Annotated in this window: 16 protein-coding genes; 10 read left to right on the forward strand and 6 right to left on the reverse strand. The window is 60.7% G+C overall.

Translation table 11 applies throughout. From position 1 onward, the window contains the following. Positions 1-46: 46 nt before the first annotated feature. Positions 47-265, forward strand: a complete 219-nt coding sequence (locus BM132_RS22875; RefSeq protein ID WP_092458937.1) for a DUF1127 domain-containing protein — start codon at positions 47-49, stop codon at positions 263-265. Positions 266-329: 64 nt separating this feature from the next. Further along, positions 330-1,559: a winged helix-turn-helix domain-containing protein gene (locus tag BM132_RS22880; protein WP_092458939.1), complete on the forward strand. Its 1,230-nt coding sequence runs from the start codon at positions 330-332 to the stop codon at positions 1,557-1,559. 132 nt (positions 1,560-1,691) lie between these two features. Here the strand turns inward: BM132_RS22880 and BM132_RS22885 are convergent, their stop codons facing one another. Then, positions 1,692-3,038 carry a class II 3-deoxy-7-phosphoheptulonate synthase gene (locus tag BM132_RS22885; protein WP_092401922.1) on the reverse strand — a complete coding sequence of 449 codons (1,347 nt, stop codon included), beginning with the start codon at positions 3,036-3,038 and terminating at the stop codon, positions 1,692-1,694. Between the two features lie 135 nt (positions 3,039-3,173). Here BM132_RS22885 and BM132_RS22890 point away from each other — a divergent pair, with 135 nt between their 5' ends. Together BM132_RS22890 and BM132_RS22900 are read left to right on the forward strand one after the other, a co-directional pair. Further along, the gene (locus tag BM132_RS22890; protein ID WP_092458941.1) at positions 3,174-3,929 is read left to right on the forward strand and encodes a spermidine synthase; all 756 of its coding nucleotides are present in this window, start codon (positions 3,174-3,176) and stop codon (positions 3,927-3,929) included. Between the two features lie 449 nt (positions 3,930-4,378). Then, entirely contained in the window at positions 4,379-6,052 is a 1,674-nt protein-coding gene (locus tag BM132_RS22900; RefSeq protein ID WP_047226368.1) for a DEAD/DEAH box helicase, read from the forward strand. Positions 6,053-6,268: 216 nt separating this feature from the next. Here BM132_RS22900 and BM132_RS22905 read toward each other — a convergent pair whose 3' ends face one another. Next, complete coding sequence (locus BM132_RS22905; protein WP_092458943.1) at positions 6,269-7,036, reverse strand: DODA-type extradiol aromatic ring-opening family dioxygenase; 768 nt, start codon at positions 7,034-7,036, stop codon at positions 6,269-6,271. A 105-nt stretch (positions 7,037-7,141) separates the two neighbouring features. Between BM132_RS22905 and BM132_RS22910 the strand changes: the two genes are divergently transcribed. After that, complete coding sequence (locus tag BM132_RS22910) at positions 7,142-7,795, forward strand: thiopurine S-methyltransferase (protein WP_092458945.1); 654 nt, start codon at positions 7,142-7,144, stop codon at positions 7,793-7,795. A 194-nt stretch (positions 7,796-7,989) separates the two neighbouring features. On the opposite strand, the gene htpX is transcribed toward BM132_RS22910, so the two are convergent. Beyond that, positions 7,990-8,877 (reverse strand): protease HtpX, encoded by an 888-nt coding sequence (gene htpX, locus BM132_RS22915; protein WP_047226371.1) that lies wholly within the window; start codon positions 8,875-8,877, stop codon positions 7,990-7,992. 299 nt (positions 8,878-9,176) lie between these two features. Then, positions 9,177-10,388, reverse strand: coding sequence for a pyridoxal phosphate-dependent aminotransferase (locus BM132_RS22920; protein ID WP_092458947.1), 1,212 nt, complete (start codon positions 10,386-10,388; stop codon positions 9,177-9,179). 220 nt (positions 10,389-10,608) lie between these two features. Here BM132_RS22920 and msrB point away from each other — a divergent pair, with 220 nt between their 5' ends. The 3 genes from msrB to BM132_RS22935 all read left to right on the forward strand — a co-directional run bounded on the left by msrB (position 10,609) and on the right by BM132_RS22935 (position 12,205). Next, entirely contained in the window at positions 10,609-11,004 is a 396-nt protein-coding gene (gene msrB, locus BM132_RS22925) for a peptide-methionine (R)-S-oxide reductase MsrB (RefSeq protein WP_092401907.1), read from the forward strand. 257 nt (positions 11,005-11,261) lie between these two features. After that, positions 11,262-11,747 carry a glutathione peroxidase gene (locus BM132_RS22930; RefSeq protein ID WP_092458949.1) on the forward strand — a complete coding sequence of 162 codons (486 nt, stop codon included), beginning with the start codon at positions 11,262-11,264 and terminating at the stop codon, positions 11,745-11,747. Beyond that, positions 11,744-12,205, forward strand: a complete 462-nt coding sequence (locus BM132_RS22935; protein WP_092458951.1) for a MarR family winged helix-turn-helix transcriptional regulator — start codon at positions 11,744-11,746, stop codon at positions 12,203-12,205. The genes BM132_RS22930 and BM132_RS22935 overlap by 4 nt, the downstream gene beginning before the upstream one ends. On the opposite strand, the gene BM132_RS22940 is transcribed toward BM132_RS22935, so the two are convergent. Beyond that, the gene (locus BM132_RS22940) at positions 12,189-14,510 is read right to left on the reverse strand and encodes a hybrid sensor histidine kinase/response regulator (RefSeq protein WP_092458953.1); all 2,322 of its coding nucleotides are present in this window, start codon (positions 14,508-14,510) and stop codon (positions 12,189-12,191) included. The genes BM132_RS22935 and BM132_RS22940 overlap by 17 nt on opposite strands. A 163-nt stretch (positions 14,511-14,673) precedes the next feature. Between BM132_RS22940 and BM132_RS22945 the strand changes: the two genes are divergently transcribed. Then, complete coding sequence (locus BM132_RS22945; protein ID WP_092401895.1) at positions 14,674-15,564, forward strand: ATP-binding protein; 891 nt, start codon at positions 14,674-14,676, stop codon at positions 15,562-15,564. Continuing rightward, complete coding sequence (locus BM132_RS22950; RefSeq protein ID WP_092401892.1) at positions 15,561-16,043, forward strand: GAF domain-containing protein; 483 nt, start codon at positions 15,561-15,563, stop codon at positions 16,041-16,043. The genes BM132_RS22945 and BM132_RS22950 overlap by 4 nt, the downstream gene beginning before the upstream one ends. A 131-nt stretch (positions 16,044-16,174) precedes the next feature. Here the strand turns inward: BM132_RS22950 and BM132_RS22955 are convergent, their stop codons facing one another. After that, entirely contained in the window at positions 16,175-19,123 is a 2,949-nt protein-coding gene (locus tag BM132_RS22955; RefSeq protein WP_092458955.1) for an HD domain-containing phosphohydrolase, read from the reverse strand. Positions 19,124-19,161: the final 38 nt, after the last annotated feature.

Here is a 19,161-nt window from a genome sequence, read left to right on the forward strand (position 1 = left end):
TAGCGTTGGCGCGAGACTTGAGCCATCCCCAACGGAGGACATCACGATGAAAGGTCAAAAAGGTTATCTACTGATAGAAAAATTATCCCACGGCTTTTCCATCAGCGCTCTGCTGCACAAGTTTAGCCGCTGGTACGAATTGCACCACGAACGTGAACTGCTTGCCGGAATGAGCGATGAGGCGCTCAAGGACATCGGCGTCAGCCGTGCCGACGTCGAAAAAGAAGTGGTTCGGCCATTCTGGGATGACCCGATGCACAAATGAGCCATCCTTCCCTACACAAACCGCTTAATGGTGAGGTAGGTTGCGAGCAGACAAGGAGATCTTCATGCCCGCGACTCTGTCCTTTACCCTCAAACAGGCCCGGCGTCTGGCGTTGGCCGCCCAAGGATTCGATGGGCGGTCAACGTCAGCTTCGGTGCAACCGGCGCGCCTGAACCGCCTGATTGAACGCCTCGGCGTCCTGCAGATAGATTCAGTCAATGCATTGGTGCGTTCGCACTACCTTCCGCTGTTTTCCCGTCTCGGTCACTACACCCCCGATTTGCTCGATCAGGCAGCCTGGAGCCAGGGCCGTCGTCGTACGCTGTTCGAATACTGGGGACACGAAGCCTCGCTGCTGCCGCTGGCGATGTATCCGCTGATGCGCTGGCGCATGGATCGTGCTGCCCGCGGTGAGGGCATTTATCGACAGTTGGCGCAGTTCGGTCAGGAGCGCCAGGACGTCATTCGTCGCGTCTTGGCTTCGGTCCGTGAGCAAGGTGCTGTGGGTGCGGGTAGTTTGTCCACGCGTCAGGAAAAGGCCGGACCCTGGTGGGACTGGAGCGCCGAGAAGCATGCGCTGGAGTGGCTGTTCGCGGCGGGTGAAGTGACGGTGGCGGGGCGGCGGGGTTTCGAGCGGCTTTACGACTTGCCGGAACGCGTGCTCCCGCCCTCGATCCTGCAACAACCCCTGCCGGACGAGCCCCAGGCTCAGCGTGCCTTGTTGCTGCATGCCGCCGAGGCCTTGGGCGTGGGCACGGAGAAAGACTTGCGCGACTATTTTCGTCTCGATCCGGCCGATAGCCGCGAGCGCCTGGCCGAGTTGGAGGAGGCCGGTGAGCTGGTGCGCTGTCAGGTGCAAGGCTGGAAGCAACCGGCCTGGTGCCGACCCAGCGTGAAAATCCCCCGCAAGGTGGCGGTCAGCGCGCTGTTGTCGCCGTTCGATTCGCTGGTCTGGGAGCGCAGCCGTACCGAGCGGCTGTTCGACTTTCGTTATCGGCTGGAGATTTATACCCCGGCTCACAAGCGGGTGTATGGCTATTACGTGTTGCCGTTCCTGCACCACGAACGCATTGCGGCGCGGGTCGACCTGCGGGCGGAGCGGGCTTTGGGTCGATTAGCGGTGCATGCCGTGCACGAGGAAGAGCCGGGACTGGACGAGGAGGGGCTGCAGGCATTGGCGGTGAATCTGCGACGCCTGGCCGACTGGCTGGGGTTGGCGCGGGTCCAGCTCAATTGCGCTCGGGCGGGCGGGGTTCGGTTGGCGGGGGCGTTGGCTGAGGTGGGTGTTGACTGAACTGGCCCCATCGCGAGCAGGTTCGCTCCCACACTTGACCTTTGATGTACGCCGTTTTTGTGAAGGGCGCGGTCAATGTGGGAGCGAGCCTGCTCGCGATAGCAATCTAACAAGCGACGAGGACTTACTGACTCACCGCCTCACCTGCTTCAACGTCTCGGCAATCAGAAACGCCAGTTCCAGCGACTGATCGGCATTCATCCGCGGATCGCAATGCGTGTGGTAACGGTCCGACAGCCCGTCTTCGGTGATCGGCCGCGCACCGCCAATGCATTCGGTGACGTTCTGCCCGGTCATTTCGATGTGAATGCCGCCGGCATACGTGCCTTCAGCTTCGTGAACCTGGAAGAACTGCTTCACCTCGCCGAGGATTTGCGCGAAGTCCCGGGTCTTGTAACCGCTGCTGGCCTTGATGGTGTTGCCGTGCATCGGGTCTGAACTCCACAGCACCTGCTTGCCTTCTCGCTGCACGGCGCGTAACAGCTGTGGCAGGTGATCGCCGACCTTGTTCGCGCCCATTCGCGCGATCAGGTTCAGTCGCCCCGGATCATTGTCCGGATTGAGCACGTCGATCAGGCGGATCAAGTCGTCGGGGTTCATGCTCGGGCCGACCTTGACGCCGATCGGGTTGTTCACCCCGCGCAGGAATTCGACATGGGCACCGTCCAGCTGACGGGTGCGGTCACCGATCCACAGCATGTGGGCCGAGCAGTCGTAGTAATCGTTGGTCAGGCTGTCGCGACGCACGAACGCTTCTTCGTAATTGAGCAGCAGGGCTTCGTGGGCGGTGAAGAAACTGGTTTCGCGCAATTGCGGCGAGCTGTCCATGCCACAGGCGCGCATGAAGGCCAGGGTTTCGTCGATACGGTCGGCCAAGTGGCTGTACTTCTCAGCCAGGGCAGAGTTGGCGATGAAGTCCAGGTTCCACTTGTGCACCTGATGCAGATCTGCGAACCCACCCTGGGCGAAGGCCCGTAGCAGGTTCAAGGTGGCGGTGGACTGGTGGTAGGACTGCAGCAGCCGCTCCGGGTCCGGCACGCGGCTTTTTTCGTCGAAGCCGATACCGTTGACGATGTCGCCGCGATAGGCCGGCAGGGTTACACCGCCAATCGTCTCATCGTTGGCCGAGCGCGGCTTGGCGAACTGCCCGGCCATGCGGCCGACCTTGACCACCGGGCAACCGGCGGCGAAGGTCATGACGATCGCCATTTGCAGCAACACTTTGAAGGTGTCGCGGATCTTCGCCGCCGAGAACTCGGCAAAACTCTCGGCGCAGTCGCCGCCTTGCAGCAGGAAGGCCCGACCTTGGGTGACTTCGGCGAACTGACGGCGCAACTCCCGGGCTTCACCGGCAAACACCAGCGGCGGATAACTGGCCAGGGTCTGCTCGACCTGCAGCAAATGCGCCGCGTCGGGGTATCGGGGTTGCTGCTGGATCGGCAGGGCGCGCCAGCTGTCAGGGCTCCAGGGTTGGCTCATCATGATCTCTAGGTGGTTTACGCTCGGGCTGCCATGTTATCAGCAAATTAGTGCGTGACCTGTTTGCGTCGCTTCGCGGACAATCGCGCTTTTGCCCCGGTTATGTTCAGGGTCAGCGTAGCCACAGGAGATGAAATGACAGAGGAGCGCGTCGAGCATTTGCTCGCCGAAGTGCATGACCAGTTCGGTGTTATCCGGGTTCTCGAAGTGGCGGACTACCGTTTCCTGGAGTTTGGCGACGCCATCGAACAGAGTTGCGTGTTCACGGCTGACCCGAGCTGGCTCGAATATGATTACACCCGCGCCATGTTGATTGGCGCGTTGTGTCACGAGCAGCCGGAAAGCGCGCTGTTCCTGGGGCTGGGCGCCGGGACGCTGACCCAGGCCTGCCTCAAGTTCCTGCCGCTGGAAGACGTCGAAGCCATCGAACTGCGTCCCGATGTGCCGCGCCTGGCTATCCAATACCTGGGGCTGGACGACGATCCGCGGCTGTACATCCGCGTTGGCGATGCTTTGGAACTGCTGGAAACCGCTGAGCCGGCGGACCTGATCTTTGTCGACCTCTATACCGACGTCGGCCCCGGCGTCGGGCACCTGGCCTGGGGTTTTCTGGAAAACTGCCAGAAACGCCTCAATCCGGGCGGCTGGCTGGTGATCAACCAATGGGCCACCGACGACGGCAAACCATTGGGCGCGGCCCTGCTGCGCGGCTTGTACCACCGGCATTACTGGGAGCTGCCGGTGAAAGAAGGCAATGTCATCCTGATCGTGCCAGCGGATCTGGACCAGACGCTGGACTTGGATGGCCTGGTGGCTCGGGCTGAAGGGCTGGCGCCGCAATTGGGTTATTCGCTGTTGCCGCTGATCAAGGCGATCCGCCCGGCGACCTGAGAGGCGAGGGAACTTGCTCCCGCAGGGCTGCACCTGTAGGAGCTGCCGAAGGCTCGGGCCGCGTTCGGACGATCTTTTGATCTTGATCTTGATCTTGATCTTTCGCTTGCGACTCAACTGTCTGGGACAAGATCGCAGCCTCGTTGCACTCGACAGCTCCTACAGGTGCAGCCGCCTCAGGCGTGTTCTACGATAAAAAATCTCCCTTTTCGGGCGATTTCCGGTATAGTGCGCGCCGGCCTTTAGCCGGGCCGCGTCAAGGTAGCGCAATTCCCCGAAGCCAGCTTCGGTTGCATGTCCGCACAACGGATGCTTCCACGACGTTCTTTTTCATTCATTCGTTTTCGCAAATCCCCGCCGACAAAGCAGCCAGGGCGACTCTTGAGTCTCAACACGGCACGCGCAGCTTTGGAGCATGGGTCTTTGCGGATGCACTTAGAGGCAGACCCATGACCCAGGAAACCGGCGGCTTCGTCGCTTTTAATCTTAATCCGAACATTCTTGCAGCCGTCATTGCGACCGGCTACGAAGAACCTTCGGCTATTCAGCAGCAATCGATCCCGATCATCATGGCCGGTCACGACATGATTGGTCAGGCGCAAACCGGTACGGGTAAAACCGCCGCGTTCGCCCTGCCGATCCTGCATCGCATCGATCCTGCTAAGCGCGAACCGCAAGCCCTGATCCTGGCGCCAACTCGTGAGTTGGCGCTGCAAGTAGCAACCGCTTTTGAAACCTACTCCAAGCAAATGCCTGGTGTAACCGTTGTGGCTGTCTACGGCGGCGCTCCGATGGGCCCGCAACTGAAAGCCATCCGTAACGGCGCGCAGATTGTTGTCGCCACTCCGGGCCGTCTGTGCGACCACCTGCGTCGTGACGAAAAAGTCCTGGCCACCGTGAACCACCTGGTTCTCGATGAAGCCGACGAAATGCTCAAGCTGGGTTTCATGGATGACCTGGAAGTCATCTTCAAGGCCCTGCCAGCGACCCGTCAGACTGTATTGTTCTCGGCCACTCTGCCGCAGTCGATCCGCGCCATTGCCGAGCGCCACCTGCGCGATCCGCAACACGTAAAGATCCAGACCAAGACCCAGACCGTCACCGCGATCGAACAGGCCCACCTGTTGGTTCACGCCGACCAGAAGACCTCGGCCGTGCTGAGCCTGCTGGAAGTCGAGGATTTCGACGCCCTGATCATGTTCGTACGCACCAAGCAAGCGACCCTGGACCTGGCCAGTGCCCTGGAAGCCAAAGGCTACAAAGCCGCTGCGCTGAACGGCGACATTGCCCAGAACCAGCGTGAGCGCGTGATCGATTCCCTCAAGGATGGCCGTCTGGACATCGTTGTGGCGACTGACGTTGCCGCCCGTGGCCTGGACGTTCCGCGCATCACCCACGTGTTCAACGTGGACATGCCGTACGATCCGGAATCTTACGTTCACCGTATCGGCCGTACCGGCCGTGCCGGTCGCGAAGGTCGTGCACTGCTGCTGGTCACCCCGCGTGAGCGCCGCATGCTGCAAGTGATTGAGCGTGTAACCGGTCAGAAGGTTGCCGAGGTTCGTCTGCCGGACGCCCAGGCGGTGCTTGATGCCCGCATCAAGAAACTCACCAACAGCCTGTCGCCTCTGGTGGCTGACGCCGAATCGACCCACGGTGATCTGCTCGATCGCCTGACCGCCGACATCGGTTGCACCCCACGTGCCCTGGCCGCTGCTCTGCTGCGCAAGGCCACCAATGGTCAGGCGCTGACCCTCGCTGCGATCGAGAAGGAGCGTCCACTGGTGCCGAACAACGCACCGCGTGGCGATCGTCCAGAGCGTAGCGGTGATCGTCCGGACCGTGGTGATCGCGAGCGTCGCGCACCGATCCCGCTGGCCGAAGGCCGTGCGCGCTGCCGTACCGCGCTGGGTGCCCGTGACGGCATCGCGGCCAAGAACCTGCTGGGCGCCATTCTCAACGAAGGCGGCCTGGCTCGTGAGGCCATCGGTCGCATCCAGGTACGTGACAGCTTCAGCCTGGTAGAGCTGCCGGAAGATGGTCTGGAGAAGTTGTTGACCAAACTGAAGGACACTCGTGTCGCCGGCAAGCAGCTCAAACTGCGTCGCTATCGCGAAGATTGATCCGCTCTCGGGCTGATTGATCGAACATAAAAAATCCCCGACTGGTTCGGGGATTTTTTTTGCCTGTTGGTTTGTGTTCATTCAGGTTGAGCGGCATTGTCCCATTCGCGAGCAAGCCCGCTCCCACAGGGAATTGCAGTGAACACAGCATTTGAGGGCCCTGCGATCCAGTGTGGGAGCGGGCTTGCTCGCGAATGGAGCGACTCGGTCTATCTGTCAGTCAAACCGATAGATGTCCATTCCCAAAGCCCCCATGGTGAACCCCTGGTGGGCAACGCTGAATTCATCCCCTGCACCCCGGGCAAAATACAGTGGCAACAAGTGCTCATCACTGGGATGGCTGCGCACGGCGTGGGGTGCCTGGCGACGGTAATCATGCAGCGCGGTTTCGTCATCCGCTGCCAGTTTCTCCACCATCCAGTCACGAAAAGCCTTGGCCCAGGGCTCAATGCTTTCGGGGCCGGCGTTCCAGTCCAGTTCGCGCAGGTTATGGGTGATGCTGCCGGAGCCGATTAGCAACACGCCTTGCTGACGCAGGCTTGCCAAGGCCTGGCCGACCTGCGTCTGCAACGCGGGTCCCTGGCGACTGGGCAAGGAAACCTGCACCACCGGGATGTCCGCCGTGGGGTACATCAAGGACAGCGGCACCCAGACGCCATGATCGGATGGCCGCCCTGTGTCGAGGCGCGCCGGCAGGTGCGCGGCATTGAGCAGGTCCGCCACGTGCGCCGCCAGTTGCGGATCGCCTGGCGCCGGATATTGCACCTCGTACAGAGCCGGCGGGAAGCCGCCGAAGTCGTGCCAGGTGCGTGGATGCGGATTGGCGCTGACCAGCAGTTCAGTGCTTTCCCAGTGCGCGGACACGATGACGATCGCTTTCGGGGTGGGCAGTTGCGCGGCGAGGCGAGCCAGTGCCGGGCCGCTGTCGCCGGGTTCCAGGGCCAACATCGGTGAGCCATGGGAGATAAACAGGCTGGGCAGCATGAGCGGACTCCTGAGCGTTAAGATGTTGCCATCTTCTGTCAGGTCTATGATCTAAATCTAATATAAGTTTTAGCCCGTTTTAATCGGTTTTTTTGGGAGTGAGAGATGGAGCCTGAGTTTTGGCACAAGCGTTGGTCAACGAATCAGATCGGTTTTCACTTGCCAGAGGTGAACCCCTATCTGCAACGTTTCTGGCCGCAACTGGGATTGGCGCAGGGCAGTCGAGTGCTGGTGCCCCTGTGCGGGAAAACCCTGGATTTGTTGTGGCTCGCCCATCAGGGGTATTCGGTGCTGGGTGTGGAACTGTCTGAAAAAGCCGCAGTGGATTTCTTCCTTGAGCATCATCTTGAACCGAGCGTGAGTGAAGAGGGCGCGTTCAAGGTGTTCCGGGCCGCTGACATTGAAATCCGCTGCGGTGATTTTTTTGCCCTGAGCCCGGAGGATGTGAGCGATTGCTCGGCGCTGTACGATCGCGCCGCATTGATCGCTTTGCCTGGGCCGATGCGGGAGCGGTATGCGGCTCATCTGCAGACGATTCTGCCGCAGTGTGTCGGATTGCTCATTACTCTGGATTACGCTCAGGATGAGATGTCCGGCCCACCGTTTTCCGTAGGGGATGACGAAGTGCAGAGGTTGCTGGGTGAAGGCTGGAGGCTGGAGGTTCTACAGGAGCAGGATGTGCTGGGGGAAAGCTGGAAGTTCTTGCAGGCTGGCGTCAAAAGACTGGATGAGCGGGTGTATCGGGTTTCCAGTCGTTGATGTGGCGTGCCCGCTGGCCTTATCGCGAGAGCAAGCTCGCTCCCACAGTTGATCCGTTGCGAACTGTGAATTGGCGTTCGCCGAAGCCCCCTGTGGGAGCGAGCCTGCTCGCGATGGGGCCAGACCAGACAACTCATAAATCAGACAGAAAAAAGCCCGCATCGCTGCGGGCTTTTTCTTGAAGCTTGAACCTGTCAGCCGCGACGACGCAGTGCGTCGATACGCTCTTCCAGTGGCGGGTGGCTCATGAACATGCGAGCCAGGCCTTGCTTGATGCCACCGTTGATGCCAAAGGCATTGAGGGTGTCGGGCATGTGTACGGGCAAGCCTTGCTCGGCCCGCAGGCGTTGCAGGGCGCCGATCATGGCGCTGGTGCCAGCCAGGCGTGCGCCGGCATCATCTGCGCGGAACTCACGTTTGCGCGAGAACCACATGACGATGGCGCTGGCGAGGATGCCCAATACCAGCTCGGCGAAAATGGTCGCGACGTAGTAGGCGATGCCCTGGCCTTCTTCATTCTTGAAGATCACCTTGTCGACGAAGTTGCCGATGATGCGGGCAAAGAACATGACGAAGGTGTTCACGACGCCCTGGATCAACGCCAGCGTCACCATGTCGCCGTTGGCGACGTGACCGATCTCATGGGCCAGCACGGCCTTGACTTCATCCGGTGAAAACCGCTCGAGCAAGCCCTGGCTGACGGCGACCAGCGCATCGTTCTTGTTCCAGCCGGTGGCGAAGGCGTTGGCTTCGTAGGCTGGGAAGATGCCCACTTCCGGCATCTTGATGCCGGCCTCGCGGGACAGCTGCTCGACGGTTTGCAGCAGCCATTGTTCGTGGCGAGTGCGCGGCTGAGTGATGATTTGGGTGCTGGTGCTCATCTTCGCCATCCACTTGGAGATGAACAGCGAGAACAGGGAACCGGCGAAACCGAACACCGCACAGAAGATCAGCAGCTGACTGAGGTTGAGGTCAACCCCGTTGGCCGCCATGAACCCGTTGAAGCCAAAAAGGCTCAGGGTGATGCTGGCAATCAGCACGACCGCCAGGTTAGTGGCCAAAAACAGCAGGATGCGCATCATGGTTGTGGAAATCTCCTCATGCTAAAGATGTAGCGTTATGCGGGGTATATAAGGTGCCGCCGCAGGCTATTCAACATGCCGACTATTTCAAACTGTGTCCTACAGGCGTCGCAAATGTTTGAAAGACTTTTCTGAAAGTGACCGCAGAAAAGAAAAGGAGCGCCCGTACCCCGTGAACGTTGAGTCTCGCTGCGCACCGTTTGCCGCGCCTTCAGTGTAGAAGGCCTGCCGAAGCGGGCGAAACGGATGTGTTGCTGAATCAAACAGCGTGCGAGTCGACCCCTCGCACGCCACCTGGATTACTGGCGGTACGACTTGAGGAAGTTACCGATCCGGCCAATGGCCTGGTCCAGGTCGTCGACCCGCGGCAGGGTCACGACGCGGAAGTGATCTGGCCATGGCCAGTTGAACGCCGTGCCCTGGACCACCAGCAGCTTTTCGGACAGCAGAAGGTCGAGGACGAATTTCTCATCGTTGTGGATCGGGCAGACCTTCGGGTCGATCCGCGGAAAGGCGTACAGCGCACCCATTGGCTTGACGCAACTGACACCAGGAATGTCATTGAGCAATTCCCAGGTGCGGTTGCGCTGCTCCAGCAGCCGGCCCTGGGGCAAGACCAGGTCATTGATGCTCTGGTAGCCGCCCAGCGCTGTCTGGATCGCGTGCTGGCTCGGCACGTTGGCGCACAGGCGCATGTTGGCCAGCATGTCGATGCCCTCGATGTAGCTTTGGGCGTGATGCTTGGGGCCGGAGATGGCGATCCAGCCGGAGCGGAAACCCGCCACCCGGTAGGATTTGGACAGGCCGTTGAAGGTCAGGCAAAGCAGGTCCGGCGCCAGTGAGGCGGTGCAGATGTGCACGGCATCGTCGTACAGGATCTTGTCGTAGATCTCGTCGGAAAACACCACCAGGTTATGCTGGCGAGCCAGTTCCAGCATGCCCAGCAGGACCTCCCTGGAGTACACCGCGCCAGTGGGGTTGTTCGGGTTGATGATCACCAGTGCTTTGGTGTTCGGGGTGATCTTGGCCTTGATGTCCGCCAGATCGGGGAACCAATTGGCCTGTTCATCGCACAGGTAATGCACCGGATTGCCGCCCGACAGGCTTACGGCGGCGGTCCACAATGGGTAGTCCGGGGCCGGCACCAGCACCTCATCGCCGTTGTTGAGCAAGGCTTGCATCGACATCACGATCAGTTCGGACACGCCGTTGCCCAGGTAGATGTCTTCGATGCCGACACCTTCGACCTGTTTCTGCTGGTAGTACTGCATCACCGCCTTGCGGGCGCTGAACAGGCCCTTGGAGTCGCTGTAGCCCTGGGCAGTCGGCAGGTTGCGGATAACGTCCTGGAGGATTTCATCGGGTGCTTCGAAACCAAAGGGCGCCGGGTTGCCGATGTTCAGCTTGAGGATGCGATGGCCTTCCTCTTCCAGACGCTTGGCGTGCTTGAGCACCGGGCCGCGAATGTCGTAGCAGACGTTGGCGAGCTTGTTCGATTTGCTGACCTGCATGGCGATGTGTTCCCGAAAATGAACGATCCAGGCGGCGAGTGAACTACCGTACTGGGGATCCTGCGTCTGTGCCCAGGCTTGACGCGGTACATGCGTGACAATCCGTTTGAATGCGCATGGCGTGACTGCCAGACTGGCGCCTGACGAGGCGCAATCATACGTGCCGCCCGATCTGCGGAAAAGCGTCGGATCGGGCTTTTTCAATTGCCGAGGTAGGACGATGGAAAAGTTGCAGAAAACCCTTGAAGAATGGCGCGCCATGCTTGACCCGGAGCAGTACAACGTCTGTCGGCTGAAGGGCACCGAACGGCCATTTTCCGGTAAGTACAACGACACCAAGACTGACGGCGTATACCACTGCGTTTGCTGCAACGAGCCACTGTTCGATTCGCGGACCAAGTTCGATTCCGGTTGCGGTTGGCCAAGTTTCTACGCGCCGATCGAAGGCAGCGCGGTTGTGGAAGTGCGCGATGTCAGCCACGGCATGATCCGCACTGAAGTGGTCTGCGCCCAGTGTGACGCCCACCTGGGCCATGTCTTCCCTGACGGCCCGCCACCCACCGGCTTGCGTTATTGCATCAATTCGGTGTGCCTGGATCTCGGACCCCGAGGGTAAACCGTGTGCAGTCCTTTGTGGTGAGGGGATTTATCCCCGCTGGGTCGCGAAGCGACCCCAAACAGGTTCAATGCAATCAGCCTGGCACAGCCAAGTGATAGCCATTGGGCTGCTGCGTAGTCCTGCGGGGATAAATCCCCTCGCCACAAGTTCGTCCGGCGGAGCCCTTGTGTTGCGAGCGGGTTCGGATAATTAAATTGCATGCAATTTAATTGATCGCTATCTTCTGTCCTCTTCTTCCCATCTGGAGCCTTGCCATGAGCGACAACCTGCTGAGCATCCCGTGCACCACGATCAAGGGGGAGCAAAAGACCCTCGCCGATTTCGCCGGCAAGGCTGTGCTGGTGGTCAATACCGCCAGTCAGTGTGGCTTCACTCCGCAGTACAAGGGGCTTGAGGCGCTGTGGCAGACCTACAAGGACCAGGGCCTGGTGGTGCTGGGCTTTCCCTGCAATCAGTTTGGCAAGCAGGAACCGGGCAACGAGGGGACGATTTCCGAGTTCTGCGAGCTGAACTTCGGTGTGAGTTTTCCGCTGTTCAAGAAAATCGAGGTCAACGGCGCCAATGCCCATCCGCTGTTTGTCCAGCTCAAGCAGCGGGCGCCCGGCGTACTGGGGTCCAAGGGCATCAAGTGGAATTTCACCAAGTTCCTGATCGGTAAGGACGGGCAGGTGGTCAAGCGTTTTGCCCCAACCACCAAACCTCAGGACCTGACCGCTGAGATCGAAGCCTTACTCAAATGAATGATCTGTCAGTCGATGCGCTGAAACTCGACAGCCAGTTGTGCTTCAAACTGTACGCCGCGTCGCGGGCGGTCATTCGCGGCTACAAGCCCATGCTCGATCAGCTCGGCCTGACTTATCCGCAGTACCTGGCGATGCTGGTGCTGTGGGAGTGGCAGGAAGATGCGCCGGAACAACCCACGGTCAAGGCTCTGGGCGAGCGGCTACTGCTGGATTCGGGCACGCTGACGCCGTTGCTCAAGCGCCTGGAACAACTGAGCCTGGTTCAGCGACAGCGTTCGGCCCGCGATGAGCGGGAGGTGCATCTGAGCCTTACGCAAACAGGCTGGCAATTGCGTGAGCAGGTCGGTCCACTCAAGGCCCGCCTGTTATGCGACAGCGGGCTTGACCTGGACCGCCTGGGGGCGTTGCGAGACGGTCTTGATCATCTATTGGGGCAGATCAAAGCGCTGACGTAAGCGGCACCCACTGGTCCAGCAACGCCGCCAGCTCTTCGCGCCGAAACGGCTTGGACAGGTAGTCATTCATGCCGGCGGCCCGGCATCGCTCACGTTCCTCAGGCATGGCGTTGGCTGTCAGTGCGACAATCGGCAGATCCGGCCAGCGCCCGCTGCGACGGATCTGGCGACTGGCTTCGTAACCGTCCATGACCGGCATGTTGCAATCCATCAGGACCAGATTGAAATCCCTCTGTTCGAGCAGGTCCAGGGCTTCGGCGCCATGGGCCGCGACGATGACTTCGCAGCCCAGCTTTACCAGCATGCCCTTGGCCACCAGTTGGTTGACCGGATTGTCTTCCACCAGCAAGACCCGCCCGCGTTTGGACGGCGCCAGGGTTTCGATCTGAGCATCATTGATGGTGGTGGCGTCGCTTTGCAAAGCGCGACGCAGGATCTGATAGAGGGCATGGCGCGCCAGGGGCCGGGCCTGCTGTAACAAAGGGGCAAGGACGGAGGCTTCTTCACTGGGCAGAAAACTGCCATATGCGGTGACCAGCAGGATGGGCGCGTCGAAAGTGGGACGCATATTGAACAGGCATTCCGGGCAGTCAGTAATCAGGACATCAGGCTTGAGGCCCAGCAATCCGTCATCCACTGAACGTCTTTCATAGTCCAGCCCCCAGCCGGGCAGTAGCATGTTGAGCAATTCGGCCAGGCCGCTGCTGCGATCGGTGATGGCCACGACATTGCCGTGCAAGGGCTCGACGGGCATCGCGGCGGTATGGCAGGGCAGGGGCAGGTCAGCGCAGAACTGGCTACCGAAACCGGCTTCGGAGGTGATCGTCAACTGGCCTTGCATGGCTTCACAGAGGTTGTAGGTCAGCGCCAGGCCCAGCCCGGTGCCACCGAACTGACGGGTAATGCCAACACCGGCCTGGGTGAACGGCTGGAGAATGCGCGCCTGTGCTTCCTGGGGGATGCCGATGCCGGTGTCACAGATCTCGATTCGCACGCCGTCTTCATGTGGACTCAAACGTACGTCGACCCGGCCGAAGCGAGTGAATTTCAGCGCATTGGACAGCAGGTTGCTGACGATCTGGCGCACCCGGGTCGGGTCACCCAGGACCTGTGCTGGAAACGCAGGATCGATCAGGCAGGCCAGTTCGACACTGGGAGCGGCGTTCTGGGAAAGCAGGTTGGCGGTGTCTTCGACCAGCGAGCCAAGGTCGAACGGGATGCGTTCGAGTTCCAGTTGACCGGCGTCGAATTTCGACAGATCAAGGATGTCGTTGAGCAGTTCAACCAGCACCTTGCCCGAGTCATGGGCGATCGATAGCTGTTGCTGTTGTTCGGCCGTCAGGGGCCCATCCAGTGACAGCGCGATCATTCCCAGCAGACCGTTGAGCGGCGTGCGGATCTCATGGCTCATGTTGGCCAGAAAGACGGAGCGGGCTTCGGCCATATCCAGGGCGGTGCGCCGGGCTACTTCCAACTCCTCGTTGGACTGGCTGAGGCGGGCATTGATGGCTTTGAGTTCGGCGGTACGGGCCGAAACGATGTTTTCCAACTGCGCCAGGTAATCGGTGAGGCGATTTTCGGCGGTGCGCCGTTGCTGAATCTCGGTGGCAATATTTTCGAACTGCTGGTTGGCCACCGAGACCAGTACACCGATCTCGTCCTGTTGGTGGCCGGAGGGGCATTCCAGGCGACTCTGCTCGCCGCTACTGGGGTCGCGGCTGCTCAGTTCGCGGATGACCCGGACCAGGGGCTTGGTCAGCATCACATAAAACAACGCCAGCAGCAGACCGGTCAGGATCAGGCTGCGGGCGAAACCGTTGAGCAGCGTCACTTCGGCGCGGCGCAGGAACCGGCTGCCGAAAGCATAGGTGTCAACCTCCAGCCGCAGCACGCCCAGGGACTCGGCCGGCAGGTGGTCCAGATAGAGGCGATCTTCGAACTGGCGCTGGGCACCGAAGAGAAAGTCGCTGATGAACCGGTAACTGCTCTGCAGTTCGGGGCGTTTGACGCTGGCCAGCACGGTGTTGTTGTTATCGATCAGTTGGGCACCGATGATGGCCGGTGAGCGCAACAGGCCCAAGGACAGCTCCTGGGCGAGTTCGGCATCGATGTTATAGGCGATGCGCGATGCCGGGTTGTGGCTGATTTCCAGCAGCGACAGGATTTCACGGTTGATCGACGCGTCTTCGCTGGCATAATCGATGCCGATCTGCATCAGGCTGAGCAAAGTACCCAGCACGAAACCCACCAGAACGGTCAGCCGGGCCTGCTTGTAGGACAGCCGTTGGGTGAATCTGATGTCCATGGAATGATGAACCACTTACGTTTCCCTTCGCCGCTCAAGCATAGCTGATCATCTCTGGATACCGATGCAGCCGGTTTATGTTGTGTGGGATAGACCCGCCATTGGGTACGGCGTTTCGTCGCTGTTGCGCCATCATCACTGTGAACCTGTCCGAGGAGAAGACGTGGACTCTCGATTGAATGCTTTTCTTGAGCGTGCCGATGCGGTGCTGGCTCGCATAGAGCCCTTGTTGCCCGCTCCACGGCCGACTATCGACTGGACCCGGACGCTGGCGGCCCGTTGGCAGCGCGACGGGCGCAGTGGTTACCTGCTGCCGCTTGAAGTCAGCCTCGACATGCGTCTGTCGGACCTGATTGGCGTGGATCGTCAGGTTGAACAGCTGGGTCGCAACACCCAGCAGTTCATCGACGGCTTGCCGGCCAACCATGCGTTGCTGTGGGGCTCGCGTGGCACTGGCAAGTCGTCTCTGGTGCGCGCGTTGCTGGCCGAACATGCCCAGCATGGCTTGCGGTTGATCGAGATCGAGCGCGATCACCTGGCCGATCTGCCGCGGGTGGTCGAACAAATCGCAAAACTGCCACAGCGCTTTGTGCTGTTCTGCGATGACCTGTCGTTCGAATCCGGGGAGGGCGATTACCGCGTTCTTAAAAGCGTGTTGGACGGGTCTCTGGAACAGGCACCGGACAACGTGCTGTTGTACGCCACCTCTAACCGCCGTCACCTGGTGCCGGAAAAGGAAAGCGACAACGAGAACTGGAAGCGGGTCGATGGCGAGCTTCACCCCAGCGAGGCCGTGGAGGACAAGATTGCATTGTCTGACCGTTTCGGGTTGTGGCTGTCGTTTTATCCGTTTACCCAGGAGCATTTCCTCAACGTGGTGGAGCACTGGATCGGCGAGCTGGCGGCCAAGGCCGGGCTGGCCTGGCAGCGTGATGAAGCGCTGGATGTGCAGGCAGTGCGTTGGGCCACCGGGCGCGGCAACCGCAACGGACGTTGCGCTTATCAGTTTGCCCGATATTGGGTGGGCCTCAAACTTCTGGAGAGTAAGGCATGATCGATTTGAAAGGTACGGGCGAAGGTCTCGACGGCTACGGCTTGTTAGCGGCACAGCTTGAGTCCTTGTTGGCCGATGAGCGGGACTTCATCGCCAATGCCGCGCAGTTTTCGGCCTTTCTGTTCAGTCAGCTGGACGACTTGAACTGGGCAGGCTTTTACCTCAATCGCAACGAAGAACTGGTGCTGGGCCCATTCCAGGGACAGATCGCCTGCGTGCGAATTCCCTTTGGCCGTGGTGTGTGCGGGACAGCGGCGGCGACCCGCCAGACCCAGCGTGTCGAAGACGTCCACGCCTTTGCCGGGCACATCGCCTGCGACAGCGCATCGAACAGCGAACTGGTGGTGCCGCTGGTCAAGGGCGGGCGCCTGATCGGCGTGCTCGACCTGGACAGTCCGAAACTGGCACGATTTACTGAGCATGATCGGGCCGGTATTGAACAACTGGCCGAGATTTTCCTGCGCCTGACAGACTGCTGACCCGCTTCCTGCAGGAGCTGGCGAAGGCTCGGGCCGCGTTCGGACGATCTTTTGATCTTTCGCGTGAGATTCAAACGTCAGCAGAAAGATCGCAGCCTCGCTTGGCTCGGCAGCTCCTACAGGGATAGCTTTCATGCTTTGAGCCCCGCTTTGGCCAGCAGGCTGTCCGGGTCGACTTCATCGATCTGGCGCGGATCGAGAAACTGGTTGGCGTAGCTCAGGTAGATCTTTTCATCGATGAACAGCCCGAACAGCTCTGGATCGATGTGGGCGTCACGGCACATGGTGGCCATGATGCCCAGGGCTTCACTCAGTTTCTTGGCCTTCTTGTAAGGGCGATCGGCAGCCGTCAGCGCTTCGAATATGTCCGCAATCGCCATCATGCGCGCAGGCAGGCTCATTTCCTCGCGTTTGAGCCGCTTGGGGTATCCCGTGCCGTCCATCTTCTCGTGATGCCCGCCGGCGATCTCCGCCACGTTGTCCAAATGGCTGGGAAAGGGTAACTGGCTGAGCATCAGGATTGTTTGCACCATGTGATGATTGATGACGTAACGCTCTTCTCGAGTCAGCGTGCCCCGTCTGATGCTGAGGTTGTACAGTTCGCCGCGGTTGTATTTCCAGGGCGGCACATCGAGCTGGAAACCCCATGGGTTGTCCGCCGGGATCAGCTCGGCTTCGAGCCGCTCCAGCAAGTGTTCGGGCTTGTCCGCCAGCAACCGTTCAGTCACTGGAAGCGTAGGCTTGGGGGTACGTGCCTGGCGGCGGTTCTCTTCCCAGGAAACCCCCAGGCGGTCATCCAGGGTCCGGGTCCAGGGGCGTTGGGCGATATCTTGCAAGCGTTGTAGGTCGGCGTCGGCCATGGCCTCTGAGCCGAGGTTGCAGCGGGCGACGAAGGCAAAGTCGTCATCGAGGCGGACTAGCGTGGTGTCGCGTCGCTGGGCCAGGGATGACGGCTCGCCACCCGTTGCCAGGGCCTGCCAGTAATCGACCCAGGCGTCGCGCTTGAGCACCTCGAAGCGCGTGCGGATCTCGTGGATCCGGTCGTTCAGGGTTTCCAGTTTGGTGGCTTTGTCGACCACGTACTCGGGGGTGGTGACCTTGCCGCAATCGTGCAGCCAGGCGGCGATGTGCAGCGCTTCCCACTCATCCTCCGTGGGTTGGTAGGCCTGGAATGCCGACGCCTGGCTGGCAGCGGCGGCCTGGGCGAGCATCAGCGTCAGGGCTGGAACCCGCTGGCAATGACCTCCGGTGTAAGGACTCTTGGCATCGATCGCCCCGGCCAGCAGTTGAATGAACGAATCGAGCAGTTGTTTTTGCCGGGCTTGCAGGCGCTGGCCTTCGATGCTCACGGTGGCGGCGCCGGACACGGCCTGCAGGAAAGCGATACGGTCCGGCTGCAGTTTTTCCAGGTCGGCTTCAGTACCGCTGTCGGTGATCAGCAGCACCAGAACCCCGACGGTTTCCTGGTGGCGATTGCGCAGGCGGATGCCGATCAGATGAACCCGAGGGGCGTCCAGTGCCAGCAAGACACTCTTGAGGTCGGCGGCCTGCTCGAAGCCCAGCGAGGTGACGAGGTTGTCCGCGGCGTCCAGTTGCTGCAGCCATGGCGGGCTGTCCGGTGCCTTGAGCGCATGGCCTTGCAACTCGAAGGCTGCAAGGTCCCGAGGCGTTCCATCGATGACCAGCCCGTAGGGCCTGACCCGATCGTCATCGTTCTCGCGCAGGTAAATCAGGCCGGCCTGGGCCTGAGCGATTTTCACCGTCTCGAACAACACCCGCTCCAGCAATGGGGCAAAGCGGGTTTCAGCGCGCAGACTGGCGGTGATTTCGAAGAAGCTTGCCAGGGTCTCTTTCATTCGCGCCATCGAAACGCCCAACTGATCGACCTCCAGCACGGGGGAGCGACGGGACACTGGGTAGTTGAAATCGAAGCTGCGAATGGCGTCGGCCTCCTGCACCAGTGCGCGCAGGGGCTTGACCAGGATCCTGGAGGTCAACCAGCCCAGGGGCAGGCACAGGAGCAGGGTGGCCAGGGTAATCAGCGCGCCTTGCCAGCGCATGCGATAGGCATCGGCCAGCAACTCATCTTCAGGGACCAACAACGCCAGTTCCAGGCCCTGCGGTCCGCCTTCCTGCATGTGGCTGCGCGAAACGATCCATTGGCGTCCACCTGCCTCCAGGCGTGGGGTGTCGGTGTTGTCGTCGAGTGCGGCGGCGATGGCCGGGCTGAGGTCGCGTGCCTTGATCAGGCGTGCCGACTGGGTGTCGGTGATCAGCCGCTGACTGTCGGGGTAGGCGACTGTATTGCCCTGGGGGTCGAGCAGCACAATTTCGGTGCCGGCGGTCACCCTGTGCTTGGCCAGGGTCTGGGACAGGGACGCCAGGGTCAGGTCGGCAGCGATGACCGCCTGTGCGCCACTGCGCCGGGCGAGGGTGGTGCCCAGGTTTTGGGTGGAGAAGAAGACGTAGGGTTCGGTGGTGATTTGCTCGGCGCTGTCCAGCGCGCTGCGAAACCAGCCTCGATTGCGCGGATCGTAGGATTCGTCGGCAATGTCCTGACGGCTAACGAGCGTCAGGTTCTGGTCGTAGAACAGCGACTGGGCACGAACCTGGCCGGGGGTAGCTGTCCGATCCACGGTCCAGACCTGGTAGGCCGCGTTGGCCGGCGCGTTAAGTGCGGTCTTCAGGGTTTCGGTGCGCAAGGGGCGGACCATCAGGAAGTCGCCATTGCTGTCGCCCAGGTACAGCGACGACAGGTTCGGGTTGTCCCGCAGTGCCTGGCTGAAGGGGGCGAGCAGGGCCAGGCGCTGAGCTATCCTGGGTTCATGTGTCGCCGGGTAATCGGCCAGCAGGCCCAACAGGTGGCGGATGGGTTCATAGGTGTCATACAAATCCAGGCGTACGTCCTGCTCGATGCGGTTGAACAGTTTTTCACTGCTGGACAGGATGATTTGCGTTGTCTGGTGATAGTTGAAAAGGCCTAGCACCGCACCGGTCAGCAGCATGAGCAGCGTAAACATCACGCTGATGTGCACGTGCAAGGGGAACCGGCGTTGTTGCGGACGCGGTGCGCTGGGCATTGCAGTCACTCCAAGTGTTGGTGGGCGTTCCCAACTCA

It is taken from the genome of Pseudomonas sp. NFACC45 (assembly GCF_900113505.1).
GTDB classification, from domain to species: domain Bacteria; phylum Pseudomonadota; class Gammaproteobacteria; order Pseudomonadales; family Pseudomonadaceae; genus Aquipseudomonas; species Aquipseudomonas tehranensis.

Bases quoted from the DNA above. Each gene is read 5' to 3' on its own strand.
- BM132_RS22875 (WP_092458937.1), top strand. From the start codon at position 47: ATGAAAGGTCAAAAAGGTTATCTACTGATAGAAAAATTATCCCACGGC.
- BM132_RS22880 (WP_092458939.1), top strand. From the start codon at position 330: ATGCCCGCGACTCTGTCCTTTACCCTCAAACAGGCCCGGCGTCTGGCG.
- BM132_RS22885 (WP_092401922.1), bottom strand. From the start codon at position 3,038: ATGAGCCAACCCTGGAGCCCTGACAGCTGGCGCGCCCTGCCGATCCAG.
- BM132_RS22890 (WP_092458941.1), top strand. From the start codon at position 3,174: ATGACAGAGGAGCGCGTCGAGCATTTGCTCGCCGAAGTGCATGACCAG.
- BM132_RS22900 (WP_047226368.1), top strand. From the start codon at position 4,379: ATGACCCAGGAAACCGGCGGCTTCGTCGCTTTTAATCTTAATCCGAAC.
- BM132_RS22905 (WP_092458943.1), bottom strand. From the start codon at position 7,036: ATGCTGCCCAGCCTGTTTATCTCCCATGGCTCACCGATGTTGGCCCTG.
- BM132_RS22910 (WP_092458945.1), top strand. From the start codon at position 7,142: ATGGAGCCTGAGTTTTGGCACAAGCGTTGGTCAACGAATCAGATCGGT.
- htpX (WP_047226371.1), bottom strand. From the start codon at position 8,877: ATGATGCGCATCCTGCTGTTTTTGGCCACTAACCTGGCGGTCGTGCTG.
- BM132_RS22920 (WP_092458947.1), bottom strand. From the start codon at position 10,388: ATGCAGGTCAGCAAATCGAACAAGCTCGCCAACGTCTGCTACGACATT.
- msrB (WP_092401907.1), top strand. From the start codon at position 10,609: ATGGAAAAGTTGCAGAAAACCCTTGAAGAATGGCGCGCCATGCTTGAC.
- BM132_RS22930 (WP_092458949.1), top strand. From the start codon at position 11,262: ATGAGCGACAACCTGCTGAGCATCCCGTGCACCACGATCAAGGGGGAG.
- BM132_RS22935 (WP_092458951.1), top strand. From the start codon at position 11,744: ATGAATGATCTGTCAGTCGATGCGCTGAAACTCGACAGCCAGTTGTGC.
- BM132_RS22940 (WP_092458953.1), bottom strand. From the start codon at position 14,510: ATGGACATCAGATTCACCCAACGGCTGTCCTACAAGCAGGCCCGGCTG.
- BM132_RS22950 (WP_092401892.1), top strand. From the start codon at position 15,561: ATGATCGATTTGAAAGGTACGGGCGAAGGTCTCGACGGCTACGGCTTG.
- BM132_RS22955 (WP_092458955.1), bottom strand. From the start codon at position 19,123: ATGCCCAGCGCACCGCGTCCGCAACAACGCCGGTTCCCCTTGCACGTG.